The organism is Mycobacterium sp. pV006 (assembly GCF_041287115.1).
GTDB lineage: Bacteria > Actinomycetota > Actinomycetes > Mycobacteriales > Mycobacteriaceae > Mycobacterium.
This window is the reverse complement of record NZ_JBGGKT010000002.1, coordinates 103,876-116,820: the sequence shown is the minus strand read 5'-3', so window position 1 is coordinate 116,820 and position 12,945 is coordinate 103,876. Positions and strand designations below refer to the sequence as shown.

The window sequence follows — 12,945 nt, the reverse complement described above, 5'->3', positions numbered from 1 at the left end:
GGCCGCGATGGCCGTGACCCACAGCGAACACAGATTCACCGGCGTCGGTGGGGTGGAGATCGTCTACGACGTGTGGACGCCCACCACCGGCGCCGCCCGCGGCGTGATCGTCCTCGCCCACGGCTACGCCGAACACGCCCGGCGGTACGACCACGTGGTCGCACGATTCGGCGCGGCGGGGCTGATCACCTACGCACTCGATCACCGCGGTCACGGCCGCTCGGGCGGCAAACGCGTGTACCTGCGCGATTTCTCCGAGTACACCGCCGACTTCCACACCCTCGTCGGTATCGCCGCGCGCGAGCACCCGCAGTTGCCACGCATCGTCGTCGGCCACAGCATGGGCGGGGCGGCGGTGTTCGCCTACGGCGTCGAGCATCCCGACGACTACCACGCGATGGTGCTGTCGGGGCCCGCGGTGGACGCCGCGTCGTCGGTGTCGCGGGTGAAGGTCGCGCTGGCCAAGCTCGTCGGCCGCGTCGCGCCCGGTCTGCCGGTGGAGAACCTGCCGGCCTCGGCGGTGTCGCGCGACCCGCTGGTCGTCGCCGCCTACGAGGCCGATCCGCTGGTCCACCACGGCAAGCTGCCGGCCGGGGTGGCGCGGGGCCTGATCGGCGTCGGCGAGACGATGCCGTCCCGGGCGGCCGCGCTCACCGCGCCGTTGCTGGTCGTCCACGGTGAGGACGACCGGTTGATCCCGGTGCAGGGCAGCCGACGCCTGGTGGAGTGCGTCGGCTCGACCGATGTGAACCTGAAGGTCTACCCCGGCCTCTACCACGAGGTGTTCAACGAACCCGAGCAGGTCGTCGTCCTCGACGACGTCACCGCCTGGATCGAGTCCAAGCTGTGAGAGTTGTTGCGGCACTGGCGGCTTCGCTGGCCGTCCTGGTGGTCGCAGGTTGCTCCTCGGAACCGCAGAGCCAGTCCTGGACCGACGACGAGGTGACGTTCGACGCCGACGGGCTGACCGTGCACGGCACCTACCGCCACCGCGGTGAGCAGCCCGGCCCGGCCGCGCTGCTGATCTCGGAGAGCGGCAACACCGACCGCAACGGCGACAACCAGGTGGCCGGGCCCATCGGCAACATGCGTCAGCTCGCCGAACTGCTCTCCGAGCACGACGTGGCCAGCCTGCGCTACGACAAGGTCGGCACCGGCCGCACCGGTCTGGGCCCCTACGCCGAGGACCCGCAGGCCGTCGTCAGCGCCGTCTACACCTCAGGAGCGCGCGGCGCCGCGAAGTTCCTCCTCGAGCAACCCGGGACCGAACGGCTGACGGTGTACGGGCTCGGAGAAGGCGCCATCCACGCGATGAGGCTGGCCGGGGACACCGCGCCCGACGCCCCGAAGGTCCATTCGCTGGCCCTGTTCCAACCACTGCCCGGACGCTATCTCGACATCATCACCGGCCGGGTCGAGGCCGACGGCGCACCGGAGACCGTGGAGACCTGGCGTACGGCCGTCGAGCAGATCCGCACCACCGGCACGGTGCCGACCGACCTGCCCGACGGTCTGACCGCGATCGTGAACCCGGGCAACGTGGCCGCGGTGGCCGAGGCCGACAGGATCGACCCGCTGACCCTGGCGGCGGCTGTGCCCGCGGGCACCCCGGTGCTGCTGACGTGTTCGGACGCCGACAGCCAGGCGCTGTGTTCGGCCGTGCGCCCGCTGGCCGACGCGCTGCGGCACACCGACCTGACGGTCGTGGAGTTGCGCGGCGTGAACCACGTGCTGCGTGACGACCCGACCGACAGCATCGCCAACTACGCCAAGAAGGAGCCCCTCTCCTCTCAGGTCGTCGATGCCGTGGCCGGTTTCGCCGCCAAGTGAGCTGTGCATGGATTCGGTTGTGGGGATGGGAGAGTCGGTTGCCGCTGCCACGTCGTAGCCGGTCCCTAGGGTCGTCGACATGAGTACCGACGAGAAGATGCTGGCCCGGATCGCCGCGCTGCTGCGCCAGGCCGAGGGCACCGACAACCCGCACGAAGCCGAGGCGTTCATGGCCGCTGCGCAGCGGTTGGCCACCGCGACGTCGATCGACCTGGCGGTCGCGCGCAGTCACAGCGCGCAACGCACGGCAGCCCAGACCCCGGTGCAGCGCACCGTCACCATCGGCGAGGCCGGCACCCGGGGGCTGCGCACCTATGTGCAGCTGTTCGTGCTGATCGGTGCGGCCAACGACGTCAAATGTGACGTCGCGTCGAACTCGACGTTCGTCTACGCCTACGGCTTCGCGGAGGACATCGAGACCACCCATGGGCTCTACACCAGCCTGGTGATGCAGATGGTGCGGGCGTCCAACGAGTACATCGCCTCGGGTGCACACCGGCCCACCCCGACGATCACCGCCCGGATCAACTTCCAGCTGGCGTTCGGTGCGCGCGTGGGTCAACGGCTCGCCGAGGCCCGCGAGCAGGCCCGACAGGAAGCCACCGCGGGCCCGGCCAGCGTGCCGGGCACCGCGATCGCATTGCGCAACAAGGACCTCGAGCTGAAGGACTACTACCGCCAGGCCTCGCGGGCCCGGGGGACCTGGCGGGCCACCAGTGCCACGGCCGGGTATTCCTCGGCGGCGCGGCGCGCGGGGGACCGCGCGGGACGGCGGGCCCGGCTGGGCGGTGACGGCGAGCTGGCGGGGGCGCGCTCGGCGCTGGAGCGGTGACTCGCGACAGTCAGCGCGCAAAGGTCTATGCCGCAGAGGAATTCGTGCGCACCATGTTCGACCGGGCCGCACAACGCGGCAACCCGGTCGTCGAGTTCTTCGGCACCACATTGACTCTGCCGCCGGAGGCCAGGTTCGCCTCGGCCGCGGCCGTGCAGTCCTATGTCGACGAGGTGCTGGCGTCGCCGGCGGTACGGCAGCGCTGGCCACGCGTTGCGCCGCTGCGGGTGCGTCCGCGCCGCGGAGCCAGGGCAGCCCATTACGAACGCGGCGAGCACGCGGTGGTGGCGGTGCCCGACGACCGGAGCGGCTGGGCGCTGCGAGAGCTGGTGGTGCTTCACGAGATCGCGCACCACCTGTGCGACGTCGAACCACCGCACGGACGCCAGTTCGTCGCGACGTTCTGCGAACTGGCCGGGACGGTGATGGGCGCCGAGGTCGAGCACGTGCTGCGGGTGGTGTACGCGCGAGAAGGCGTGCAGTAGCGTCGAAGTCGTGACTTCGCCCGACTGGGGTTCGCTCGACGAACTGTTCACCCGCGTTCTGCACACCGAAGACGACGCGCTGCGCGCCGCCCGGGAAGCGGCCGACGCCGCGGGCATGCCGCCCATCGAGGTCTCGGCGCAGCACGCCAAGCTGCTGTCGCTGCTGGTGCGCATCGCGGGCGCCCGCCGCGTGCTGGAGATCGGCACGCTGGCCGGGTACAGCACGATCGCATTGGCGCGGGCGGTCGGCACCGACGGGTCGGTGACCACGCTGGAGTTCGAACCGGCCCACGCCGAGGTCGCGCGCCGCAATCTGGAACGTGCCGAGGTGGCCGACCGCGTCGACATCAAAGTCGGTGCGGCACTGGATACTCTGCCGACCCTGCGCGGCGGGCAACCGTTCGGTCTGGTGTTCATCGACGCCGACAAGGAGAACAACGTCGCCTATGTCGAGTGGGCCGTCGAGCTCGGCGCCCCCGGCACCGTCGTCGTCGTCGACAACATCGCCCGCAACGGCCGGGTGCTCGACCCCCGACCCGACGACCAGCAGGCCCACGCCATCCGCGCGATGTTCGACATGATGGGCGCCCACCCGCGCCTGGACACCGCGGCGATCCAGACGGTCGGGACCAAAGGCTGGGACGGTTTCGCGATCGCGATCGTCACGTAGTGGGTACACCGCCGGAATGTGGACGGTGAGCAGAGACATCCCGGCGCCCGCGGACACCGTGTGGCAGATCCTCGTCGACCTCGATGCCTGGCCACGCTGGGGCCCCACGGTGTCGGGTGCCTCGCTGGACGGGCCCGGCTTCGAATTGGGGACCACCGGTCGGGTGTGGACACCGGTCGGGGTGCCGTTGCCGTTCACCATCAGCGAATTGGATCCGGGACGGATGTGGGGCTGGCGCGTGGCGGGAGTCCCGGCCACCCGCCACGGCGTCGAACCCGGCGGACAGCGCTGCCGGGCCTGGATGAGTGCGCCGCTGTGGGCGCCGGCGTATCTGCCGGTGCTGGCCGAGGCGTTGCGGCGGATCGAGAAGATGGCCGTCGAGCAGGCCGGGGAGAACAAGGCGGCGTCGCCGCCCGCGGGTGGACGCCCGTGACGGCGCGTTTCGACCTGGCGCCGGTGGGCTAATCGCCGGCATGGCCATCACCGAGTCCCGCGAGATCGTCATCGAGGCAACGCCGGAGGAGATCCTCGCCGTGCTCTACGACCTCGAGACGTTGCCGGACTGGTCGTCGGCCCACGAGCGGGTCGAGATCCTCGAACGCGACGAACAGGGACGGCCGAAGCGGTCCCGCCAAGTGGTCAAGATCGTCGGCATCAGCGACGAGCAGATACTCGACTACGAGGTGCACGACGACGGCGTCAGCTGGACGCTGGTCAGTGCCTCACAACAGAAGGCGCAGAACGGCCGCTACACCCTGATCCCCGACGGGGACCGCACCCGTGTGCGGCTGGAGCTGACGGTCGAGACGACGGTGCCGCTGCCCGGGTTCCTGATCCGCAAGGGTGCCCAAGGGCTGATGGACACCGCGACCAAAGGTCTGCGCAAGCGGGTGCTCTCGGTACGCGGCCGCTGACCGGCTCAGTTCAGGCCGAAAGTCGTTGTCTCCGCGACGGATCGACGGTCCACCGGCGGCAGCGGATCATCGGCCGCGGACACACCGACCCGGATCAACGCCTGCGGGTGGGCCTCGGCGTCGAACACCTCGCAGGCCAGCGCCAGGCGGTTGCGCGCGTCGCGCAGGGGTTCGGTCAGTGGACACGAGGCCAGACCCAGGGCGGCCGCTGCCAATGTCAGGTCGCTGAGCGCCTCGCCGGCCCGCAGTCTCGCTGCGTCGTCGTCGGATTCGGTGGCCAGCACGAGCATCACGGCGTCGTCACCGGCATGCCCGGCCGCGTCGTCGCCGTAGCGCAGCGCGAACTCGACCTCGCCGAGCCGGGCCCACCGGATGCCGGGCACCACGGCCACCCGCACGCCGAAACGCTCCGCGCGCAGCGTCAGCAGTTCGAGCGTGCCGGTGGGCAGCGCGCCGCGGTAGGGCCGCCGGTCGGAGCGGCGGCGCACGATGGCCTCGGCAAGCTCGAGGCTGCCGTCGCCTGGGGCCCGCTCCTCGAGGGCGATGGTGGCGAGCAGTCCGTCCTCGGGAAAGCGGTGGATCCGGCTGGACCATCCGGCGGCGGAGAACGCCACTGCGCAGTGGTGTAGGACCGCACCGCAGCTGAGCACCACATCGCGCCGGTCGGCGTCGCTGGTGCCGAGACCGCGCTCCCAGTCGGCCAACAGCTGGACCCCGTGGCGGTCGACGTGCCACCGCCACGGCTGCGTGTTGCGGACCGACGGGGCACGCGCGGCCAGGTCGAGCACGCGGTCCAGTGTCGCGGCGTCGGGAAACGCTTCGGACACGCCTCACCTCCACCTGAAGTCCGCCCGATGGCGACATTCTATGGGCAGATCAGCGCCGGGAACGCGCCGCCGCTGACGGTTCGGTGACCAACCGGACGACGCCGTGGCGGTAGAGCAGCCAGCCGGCGACGATCTGCAGCACCCCGAACGCCAGGAACCCGATGTCCCAGGACAACGGTGCGCCCAGGTCGTCGCGCACATGGTGGACGCCCAGCAGCAGATGGTTGACGGTGCCCTCGACGACGTTGAAGATCCCCCAGCCGGCCAGCAGCAGCCCGAAGTGGAAGGACCAACTCGGGGCGAGTCGGCCGCGCCGCCAGGACACCACCGTGGTGATCGATCCGGCCATCACCAGCAGCCACGTGCCGACGTGGAAGAACCCGTCGGCCATGACGTTGTGCTGCAGGCCGCTCAGCGTGTCCGGGGACTCGGCGCTGCTGACCATGTGATGCCACTGCAGGATCTCGTGAAGCACGATGCCGTCGACGAAACCCCCGAAGCCGAGACCCAGCAGCAGGCCCGGCCACACGCTCGGCTTGTTGTCAGCCATGTGCTTTCGGTGCCCGTCTATCGAGCGGGTAAACCCGCTGGCCCGTGTCGTGCTCCACAGCGTTGAGACTGCGGTGGCGGCGGCTTGTACTCATGCTTTTCCGCCCTCAGCGCAGGCTCGACCGCGAGCTCGCATCGGGACTGCGGTGGCGGCGGCTTGTATTCGTGCTTTTCCGCCCTCAGCGCAGAATCAATGCCCACCAGCCCATCACCGGCGAGGGTCGCGCTGATCAGGAGCTGATCTAGGTGCAGACCGCGCCGACGGCCGCCGAGCCCACCAGCTTGGTGTACTTGGCCAGCACGCCGGTGGTGTAGCGCGGCGGCAGCGGCTCGAATCCCGCCTTGCGGGCCTCGAATTCGTCCTTGTCGACCAGGATGTCCAGCGTGCCGTTGGCGACGTCGAGCCGGATGCGGTCACCGTCGCGGACGAACGCGATCGGTCCGCCGTCCACGGCCTCCGGGGCGATGTGCCCGACACACAGACCGGTGGTCCCGCCGGAGAACCGGCCGTCGGTCATCAGCAGCACGTCCTTGCCCAGCCCGGCGCCCTTGATCGCGCCGGTGATCGCCAGCATCTCGCGCATGCCCGGGCCGCCCTTGGGCCCCTCGTAGCGGATGACGACGACGTCGCCGTGGGTGATGGTGCCGTCCTCGAGTGCGTCCAGCGCTGCCCGTTCCCGCTCGAAAACCCGTGCGGTGCCTTCGAACACGTCGGAGTCGAAGCCGGCCGACTTCACCACCGCGCCTTCGGGGGCCAGCGATCCGTGCAGGATCGTGATGCCGCCGGTGGGGTGGATCGGATTGTTCATCGCGCGCAGCACCTTGCCGTCGGGGTCCGGCGGCTCGATGTGGGCGAGGTTCTCGGCCATCGTCTGTCCGGTCACCGTCAGGCAGTCCCCGTGCAGCAGACCGGCATCCAGCAGTGCCTTCATCACCACGGGCACGCCGCCGATCTCGTCGACGTGCTTCATCACGTGCCGGCCGAACGGTTTCACGTCGGCCAGGTGCGGCACCTTCTGCCCGATGCGGGTGAAGTCCTCCAGCGCCAGCTTCACGTTGGCCTCGTAGGCGATGGCCAGCAGGTGCAGCACCGCGTTGGTGGAGCCGCCGAACGCCATCACCACGGCGATCGCGTTCTCGAACGCCTCCTTGGTCAGGATGTCCCGGGCGGTGACACCGCGGCGCAACATCTCCACGACGGCCTCGCCGGACCGGCGCGCGTAGTCGTCGCGGCGCTTGTCGATGGCCGCCGGGGAGGCGCTACCGGGCAGCGACATGCCGAGCGCCTCAGCGGCCGAGGCCATCGTGTTGGCGGTGTACATGCCGCCGCAGGCCCCTTCGCCGGGGCAGATGGCGCGTTCGATGATGTCGACGTCCTCACGCGACATCAGCCCGCGCGCACAGGCGCCGACCGCCTCGAAGGCGTCGATGATGGTGACTTCCTTCTCGCTGCCGTCGGTCAGCTTGGCGACACCCGGCATGATCGAGCCGTTGTAGAAGAACACCGACGCCAGGTCCAGGCGCGCCGCGGCCATCAACATGCCCGGGATGGACTTGTCGCAACCGGCCAGCAGCACCGTGCCGTCGAGGCGTTCGGCCTGAACCACCGTCTCGACGCTGTCGGCGATCACCTCACGCGAGACCAGCGAGAAGTGCATGCCTTCGTGACCCATCGAGATGCCGTCGGACACCGAGATCGTGCCGAACTCCAGCGGGAAACCGCCGGCCTCGTGCACACCACCCTTCACGGCCTGCGCCAGGCGCTGCAGCGACATATTGCACGGAGTGATCTCGTTCCATGACGACGCGACGCCGATCTGCGGCTTGGCCCAGTCGTCGTCACCCATACCGACCGCGCGGAGCATGCCGCGCGCGGCGGCCTTCTCCAGACCGTCGGTGACGTCACGACTGCGGGGCTTGATGTCTGGTCCTGAGGGCATCTGTCGATTATGCGCCCGGTGTTTGCCCCGGCCAAAACGATTATCGATACCCCCGAGGGGTACTTGTAGGCTGATCTCATGACGAAAGCGGCCGCGCGCGTGTGCGCTGTACTGGTGGCGCTGCTGCTGGTGGGCTGCTCGTCGCCGCAGCCCGACGGCGAGGACGCCGCAACCACGTCGGTCGAGACGCCGGTGATCACCGGCGAGCCGGCGGGCTACAACACCGCCGACGTCACGTTCGCGACCACCATGGTGGCCCACCACAAACAGGCCATCGAACTGGCGCGCCTGGCGCAGGAACAGTCGTCGAACCCGCAGGTACTGGCCGCCGCCGAGCGGGTCGCCGCAACGGCGCAGCCCGAGATCAACGTGCTCAACGTCTTCCTCGTGCAATGGAACGAGAACCCCCAGGGCGGGGCGACCGGCCCCGCGGCGGCACCGGAGGCGAACGGCGACGCGGCGATCCAGCGGTTGCGCTCGCTCGGCGGCGCGGAGTTCGACGCGGCCTGGGTGGACACGATGATCGCGCAGCACCGGGACGCCGTCGAGACGGCCCGGACGCAGATCGCCGACGGCGACAACGTCGACGCCGTGGCGATGGCCCGGCAGACGGTGGCCACCCAAGAGGCCGAGATCGCGCAGATGGATCAGCTGAGAAGGGAGCTCGGGTGACTGAACCGACCGACACCGGGGCGCCGGAACCCGAAGCCACGCATGGTTATTCGGCACAGAAGGACAACTATGCGCGGCGGCTGCGCCGCATCGAGGGCCAGGTGCGCGGCATCGCGAAGATGATCGACGAGGACAAGTACTGCATCGACGTCCTGACCCAGATCAGCGCCGTGAACAGCGCACTGCAGTCGGTGGCGCTGGGGCTGCTCGAAGAACACCTGGGGCACTGCGTCAGCCACGCCGTCGCCGCCGGGGGTGCCGAGGCCGACGCCAAGCTCGCCGAGGCGTCCGCGGCGATCGCGCGGCTGGTGCGGTCCTGAAGCGGGCGTCAGCCCAGAGCGTCCTCGATGCGGGCCACCTTGGCCTGCAGCTGGCCGGTGTAGCCGGGCCGGATGTCGGCCTTGAGGACCAGGCTGACCCGCGGCGCCTTGGCCGCGACCGCGTCGACGGCCTGCTTGACCACGGCCATGACCTCGTCCCACTCACCTTCGATGTTGGTGAACATCGCGTTGGTCTCGTTCGGCAGGCCCGAGGCGCGGACCACCCGGACGGCCTCGGCGACCGCTTCGCTGACCCCGCCGGTCTCGTCGCCGCCGGACGGACTGATGGAAAACGCCACGATCATGGACCGAGCCTAACGCCGCCCGTAACACCTGCGGGTCCCGCGGCGATGATCCGTGCAGGTCAGAGGTTCGGCGACCGGTTCGGGCGGCTGACCTGGCCCGGTGCTGTGCCACACTGGGGAGCAGTCGCTGAACTGGAGGTATGTATGCGGCAGGGCAACAAAGTCCGGTGGTCCGCCATGGCGATGGCATCGGCCGTCGTCGCAGTGCTGACCCTGAGCGCCCCGGCTGCGCTCGCCCAACCCGGAGTAGCGCCGGTGCCGGCACCCCCGGTCGATCCCGCCGTCCCCGCAGCGCCTGCCGTGCCCGCGGTGCCGTCGGCGCCCGGTGCGTCCACCCCGGCCGACCCGCTGGCCGTCATCCCCGGTCAGGCGATGCCGATCCCCGAGGGCACCCCGGCCGGTCAGAACCCGACCCCGTTCACCGGGCAGCCGCCGTTCGTGCCGCCGTCGTTCAATCCGGTGGACGGTGCCCTGGTCGGCGTGGCCAAGCCGATCATCATCAACTTCCAGCGCCCCATCGCCAACCGGCCGCTGGCCGAGAGCGCGATCCACATCTCCTCGAATCCGCCCGTTCCCGGCCGGTTCTACTGGATCAACGACAAGCAGGTGCGCTGGCGCCCGCAGGACTTCTGGCCGGCGCACACGATCGTCAACATCGACGCGGCCGGCACCAAGTCGAGCTTCCGGGTCGGTGAGTCCCAGGTGGCGACCATCGACAACGACACCAAGCAGATGGAAGTGATGATCAACGGTGAGTTGGTCAAGACGTTCCCGGTCTCGCTCGGCAAGCCCGGATACGACACCAAGAACGGCACCTACTACGTGCTGGAGAAGTTCGCCGACATCGTGATGGACTCCTCCACCTACGGTGTCCCGGTCGACGATCCCTCCGGTGAGGGCTACAAGATCAAGGTCAAGGACGCCGTCCGGATCGACAACAGCGGCATCTTCGTGCACAGCGCACCCTGGTCGGTCGGGTCGCAGGGCAGCTCGAACGTCAGTCACGGTTGCATCAACCTCAGTCCCGCCAACGCCAAGTGGTTCTTCGACACCTTCGGCAGTGGAGACCCCGTGGTGATCAAGAACACCGACGGCGGCTGGTACACCCAGCAGGACGGCGCCCACGACTGGCAGCTGTTCTGAGGTAGTACCGCCCGGTCCGCGCCGACCGTGCCACGATGGGCTCAGGCCGATGGCCGCTGCGAGACCGTCGGCACCGAGTGCAGGGTGGGCCGATGCCTCGAGACGGCAAGGCGTTCGCGCGTACCGTCGTGCCGCTCGTCGCGGTGCTGGTGAGTGTGCTGGCACTGCGCGGCTACCTGCCGGCCGAGCAGACCGGCGCTCCACCGCCGCGCGAACCGCAGCGCCAGGACTCCTCACCGGTGCCGGTGTTGGTGCTGTTCGCGGTCGCACTGGCGATCATGGCGTTCACCGCGCTGGCCGCGCCGCGTCGCCGGGCCAGAGCGCCCTCGGCCGGGGAGCTGCCGCGAGGTCCGGGCGCGTCCGGCGGTCGACCCCGTAAACGGTTCCTGCTCTACGCCACCGCCGCGCTGTTGGTGTGGCTGACCCTGATCCTGGCGTTGCCTCGGTGGGAGGTCCCGGTTCCGGGCCCGGAGGCGACCTCGTCGGAGACCACGTCCGGCGACCCCGGCACCGAGCGCCCGCCCGACCCCACCGGCTCCGACCCCCTGTTCGGCTATGTGCTGGCCGCGACGATCGTCATGGTCGTGCTGTCGCTGATCGCCGGGGTGCGCAACCGGACCCCCAGGACCACAACGGATCCCGGCCCCACCGACGATCCCGGCGCGGTGCCCGCGCGTACCGGCGGAGCGGACCTGGCGCGCGCCACCGAATTGGCGCTCGCCGAGGTCGGTGACCGCAGCCGCGACCCGCGTGCGGCCATCATCGCGTGCTACGTCGCGATGGAGACCGAACTCGACAAGTCGCCGAGCACCAGCCCGCAGGCCTCCGACACCCCGTCGGAAGTCCTCGGTCGCGCCGTCGCGCGGCGGGTGTTGCGTCCCGGCAGCGCCGCCGAACTGGTCGACCTGTTCGAGGAAGCCCGGTTCAGCCCGCACGTGATGACCGAACGGCATCGTGCCGAGGCACTGCACGCGTTGCGTGCCGTGCAGCAGGAATTGCAGGACGCGCTGTGACGAAAGTGGTTGCGGCGACGCTGGTCCTGATGATGGGGGCCGGGGTGCTCGCAGCGATGGTCGGCAGGCAGTGGATCCTGCCGTCGTGCGGCGTGGCGCTGGCCGCCGGGCTGGCCTCGGCCAGGTGGCGGCTGACCCACCCGCCGCGCGGAGCCGACCCGGAGCCGGAGCAGGCCGCCGATGCCGCGCTGCGCCGGTGGCTGGCGCGCACCGAGACGTTGATCTCGTGGTCGGAGTCCAGCCGGGCCGACTGGGACAGGCGGTTGCGTCCGTTGCTCGCGCGCCAGTTCGAGCTGACCGCGGGCACCCGAAAGGCCCGGGACCCGAACGCTTTTGCGGCGAGCGGACGGATGCTGTTCGGTCCGCAGCTGTGGGAGTGGGTCGACCCGGAGAACGTCTCACGGACAGGCACCCGCGAGCCCGGACCGGGCCGCGACACCCTCGATGAGATCTTGCGGCGTCTGGAGCAGCTGTGAGCACACCGGCCACCACCACAGCGCAGTGCAGCGCGGTGCTCGACGCGATCTCCGAGGTCGTCGTCGGCAAACGCCAGGCGCTGCACCTGATCCTGACCACCGTGCTGGCCCGGGGCCACGTGCTCGTCGAAGACCTGCCGGGACTGGGTAAGACGCTCATCGCGAAATCCTTCGCCGCCGCGCTGGGACTGGACTTCACGCGCGTGCAGTTCACCCCCGACCTGCTGCCCGCCGATCTGCTGGGCTCGACGATCTACGACATGACCTCGGGTCGGTTCGAGTTCCGGCGCGGACCCGTGTTCACGAACCTGCTGCTCGGCGACGAGATCAACCGCACACCACCGAAGACCCAGGCCGCGCTGTTGGAGGCGATGGCCGAACGACAGGTCAGCATCGACGGCATCACGCACCGGTTGCCGGATCCGTTCCTGGTGTTGGCCACCGACAACCCCATCGAGTACGAAGGCACCTATCCGTTGCCGGAGGCGCAGCTGGATCGGTTCGCAATTCGCCTTGAGCTGCAGTATCTTTCGTCCGGCGAGGAGACCACGATGCTGCGTCGCCGTCTGGACCGCGGCTCCGCGCCACCCACGGTGGCGCAGGTGGTCGACGCGCGGGACCTGGTGGCGATGCAGGAGTCGGTCGAAGAGGTCACGGTGCACGACGACGTCCTGCAGTACGTCGTGGCGCTGGCGGCGGCCAGCCGCAGCCATCCACAGGTGGCCGTCGGCGCGAGCCCGCGCGCCGAACTCGACCTGGTGCAACTGGCACGGGCCAGGACGCTGCTGCTCGGTCGCGACTACGTGATCCCCGAGGACATCAAGGCGCTGGCAGTGCCGACCATCGCCCATCGCATCAGCCTGCGGCCCGAGATGTGGGTGCGCAGGATCCAGGGCGCCGATGTCGTCGAGGATCTGCTGCGTCGCACCCCGGTGCCCCGTGCCGGCGGCCCGCCATGACGCCCACCGA

The 12,945-nt window shown here is 70.0% G+C and carries 17 protein-coding genes; 13 read left to right on the top strand and 4 right to left on the bottom strand.

All coding sequences use genetic code 11. The annotated features are described in order from the left end of the window. Positions 1 to 7: 7 nt before the first annotated feature. From ACAG25_RS03790 to ACAG25_RS03760, 7 genes are all read left to right on the top strand, one after another. The gene (locus ACAG25_RS03790; protein ID WP_370487384.1) at positions 8 to 850 is read left to right on the top strand and encodes a lysophospholipase; all 843 of its coding nucleotides are present in this window, start codon (positions 8 to 10) and stop codon (positions 848 to 850) included. Then, the gene (locus ACAG25_RS03785) at positions 847 to 1,830 is read left to right on the top strand and encodes an alpha/beta hydrolase (protein WP_370486970.1); all 984 of its coding nucleotides are present in this window, start codon (positions 847 to 849) and stop codon (positions 1,828 to 1,830) included. Before ACAG25_RS03790 ends, ACAG25_RS03785 begins: the two co-directional genes overlap by 4 nt. Positions 1,831 to 1,909: 79 nt before the next feature. Further along, complete coding sequence (locus tag ACAG25_RS03780) at positions 1,910 to 2,662, top strand: DUF2786 domain-containing protein (protein WP_370486969.1); 753 nt, start codon at positions 1,910 to 1,912, stop codon at positions 2,660 to 2,662. After that, entirely contained in the window at positions 2,659 to 3,147 is a 489-nt protein-coding gene (locus ACAG25_RS03775; protein ID WP_370486968.1) for a TIGR04338 family metallohydrolase, read from the top strand. The genes ACAG25_RS03780 and ACAG25_RS03775 overlap by 4 nt, the downstream gene beginning before the upstream one ends. 10 nt (positions 3,148 to 3,157) lie before the next feature. Further along, entirely contained in the window at positions 3,158 to 3,817 is a 660-nt protein-coding gene (locus ACAG25_RS03770; protein WP_370486967.1) for an O-methyltransferase, read from the top strand. A gap of 16 nt (positions 3,818 to 3,833) precedes the next feature. Continuing rightward, complete coding sequence (locus ACAG25_RS03765) at positions 3,834 to 4,250, top strand: SRPBCC family protein (RefSeq protein ID WP_370486966.1); 417 nt, start codon at positions 3,834 to 3,836, stop codon at positions 4,248 to 4,250. A 40-nt stretch (positions 4,251 to 4,290) separates the two neighbouring features. After that, positions 4,291 to 4,731: an SRPBCC family protein gene (locus tag ACAG25_RS03760; protein ID WP_370486965.1), complete on the top strand. Its 441-nt coding sequence runs from the start codon at positions 4,291 to 4,293 to the stop codon at positions 4,729 to 4,731. A 5-nt stretch (positions 4,732 to 4,736) separates the two neighbouring features. On the opposite strand, the gene ACAG25_RS03755 is transcribed toward ACAG25_RS03760, so the two are convergent. From ACAG25_RS03755 to ilvD, 3 genes are all read right to left on the bottom strand, one after another. Next, entirely contained in the window at positions 4,737 to 5,558 is an 822-nt protein-coding gene (locus ACAG25_RS03755; RefSeq protein ID WP_370486964.1) for a nitroreductase family protein, read from the bottom strand. A 49-nt stretch (positions 5,559 to 5,607) separates the two neighbouring features. Continuing rightward, complete coding sequence (locus ACAG25_RS03750) at positions 5,608 to 6,108, bottom strand: DUF2243 domain-containing protein (RefSeq protein ID WP_370486963.1); 501 nt, start codon at positions 6,106 to 6,108, stop codon at positions 5,608 to 5,610. A 241-nt stretch (positions 6,109 to 6,349) separates the two neighbouring features. Continuing rightward, positions 6,350 to 8,047, bottom strand: coding sequence for a dihydroxy-acid dehydratase (gene ilvD / locus ACAG25_RS03745; protein ID WP_370486962.1), 1,698 nt, complete (start codon positions 8,045 to 8,047; stop codon positions 6,350 to 6,352). A 78-nt stretch (positions 8,048 to 8,125) separates the two neighbouring features. Between ilvD and ACAG25_RS03740 the strand changes: the two genes are divergently transcribed. Together ACAG25_RS03740 and ACAG25_RS03735 are read left to right on the top strand one after the other, a co-directional pair. Beyond that, positions 8,126 to 8,719, top strand: a complete 594-nt coding sequence (locus ACAG25_RS03740; protein WP_370486961.1) for a DUF305 domain-containing protein — start codon at positions 8,126 to 8,128, stop codon at positions 8,717 to 8,719. Next, positions 8,716 to 9,039, top strand: a complete 324-nt coding sequence (locus tag ACAG25_RS03735; protein WP_370486960.1) for a metal-sensitive transcriptional regulator — start codon at positions 8,716 to 8,718, stop codon at positions 9,037 to 9,039. Before ACAG25_RS03740 ends, ACAG25_RS03735 begins: the two co-directional genes overlap by 4 nt. A gap of 8 nt (positions 9,040 to 9,047) precedes the next feature. Here the strand turns inward: ACAG25_RS03735 and ACAG25_RS03730 are convergent, their stop codons facing one another. After that, positions 9,048 to 9,344, bottom strand: a complete 297-nt coding sequence (locus tag ACAG25_RS03730) for an MTH1187 family thiamine-binding protein (RefSeq protein WP_370486959.1) — start codon at positions 9,342 to 9,344, stop codon at positions 9,048 to 9,050. A 144-nt stretch (positions 9,345 to 9,488) separates the two neighbouring features. Here ACAG25_RS03730 and ACAG25_RS03725 point away from each other — a divergent pair, with 144 nt between their 5' ends. The 4 genes from ACAG25_RS03725 (at position 9,489) to ACAG25_RS03710 (ending at position 12,935) form a co-directional block, all read left to right on the top strand. Next, positions 9,489 to 10,487 carry a L,D-transpeptidase family protein gene (locus tag ACAG25_RS03725; RefSeq protein WP_370486958.1) on the top strand — a complete coding sequence of 333 codons (999 nt, stop codon included), beginning with the start codon at positions 9,489 to 9,491 and terminating at the stop codon, positions 10,485 to 10,487. Positions 10,488 to 10,579: 92 nt separating this feature from the next. Continuing rightward, a complete protein-coding gene (locus tag ACAG25_RS03720; RefSeq protein ID WP_370486957.1) occupies positions 10,580 to 11,500 on the top strand; it encodes a DUF4129 domain-containing protein in 921 nt (306 codons plus the stop codon). Next, positions 11,497 to 11,976 (top strand): hypothetical protein, encoded by a 480-nt coding sequence (locus ACAG25_RS03715; protein ID WP_370486956.1) that lies wholly within the window; start codon positions 11,497 to 11,499, stop codon positions 11,974 to 11,976. Before ACAG25_RS03720 ends, ACAG25_RS03715 begins: the two co-directional genes overlap by 4 nt. Beyond that, entirely contained in the window at positions 11,973 to 12,935 is a 963-nt protein-coding gene (locus ACAG25_RS03710) for an AAA family ATPase (protein ID WP_370486955.1), read from the top strand. The genes ACAG25_RS03715 and ACAG25_RS03710 overlap by 4 nt, the downstream gene beginning before the upstream one ends. Positions 12,936 to 12,945: the final 10 nt, after the last annotated feature.

Excerpts from the sequence above, each read along its gene's own strand:
- ACAG25_RS03790 (WP_370487384.1), top strand. The coding sequence starts at position 8 with ATGGCCGTGACCCACAGCGAACACAGATTCACCGGCGTCGGTGGGGTG.
- ACAG25_RS03780 (WP_370486969.1), top strand. The coding sequence starts at position 1,910 with ATGAGTACCGACGAGAAGATGCTGGCCCGGATCGCCGCGCTGCTGCGC.
- ACAG25_RS03765 (WP_370486966.1), top strand. The coding sequence starts at position 3,834 with ATGTGGACGGTGAGCAGAGACATCCCGGCGCCCGCGGACACCGTGTGG.
- ACAG25_RS03760 (WP_370486965.1), top strand. The coding sequence starts at position 4,291 with ATGGCCATCACCGAGTCCCGCGAGATCGTCATCGAGGCAACGCCGGAG.
- ACAG25_RS03750 (WP_370486963.1), bottom strand. The coding sequence starts at position 6,108 with ATGGCTGACAACAAGCCGAGCGTGTGGCCGGGCCTGCTGCTGGGTCTC.
- ilvD (WP_370486962.1), bottom strand. The coding sequence starts at position 8,047 with ATGCCCTCAGGACCAGACATCAAGCCCCGCAGTCGTGACGTCACCGAC.
- ACAG25_RS03740 (WP_370486961.1), top strand. The coding sequence starts at position 8,126 with ATGACGAAAGCGGCCGCGCGCGTGTGCGCTGTACTGGTGGCGCTGCTG.
- ACAG25_RS03730 (WP_370486959.1), bottom strand. The coding sequence starts at position 9,344 with ATGATCGTGGCGTTTTCCATCAGTCCGTCCGGCGGCGACGAGACCGGC.
- ACAG25_RS03725 (WP_370486958.1), top strand. The coding sequence starts at position 9,489 with ATGCGGCAGGGCAACAAAGTCCGGTGGTCCGCCATGGCGATGGCATCG.
- ACAG25_RS03720 (WP_370486957.1), top strand. The coding sequence starts at position 10,580 with ATGCCTCGAGACGGCAAGGCGTTCGCGCGTACCGTCGTGCCGCTCGTC.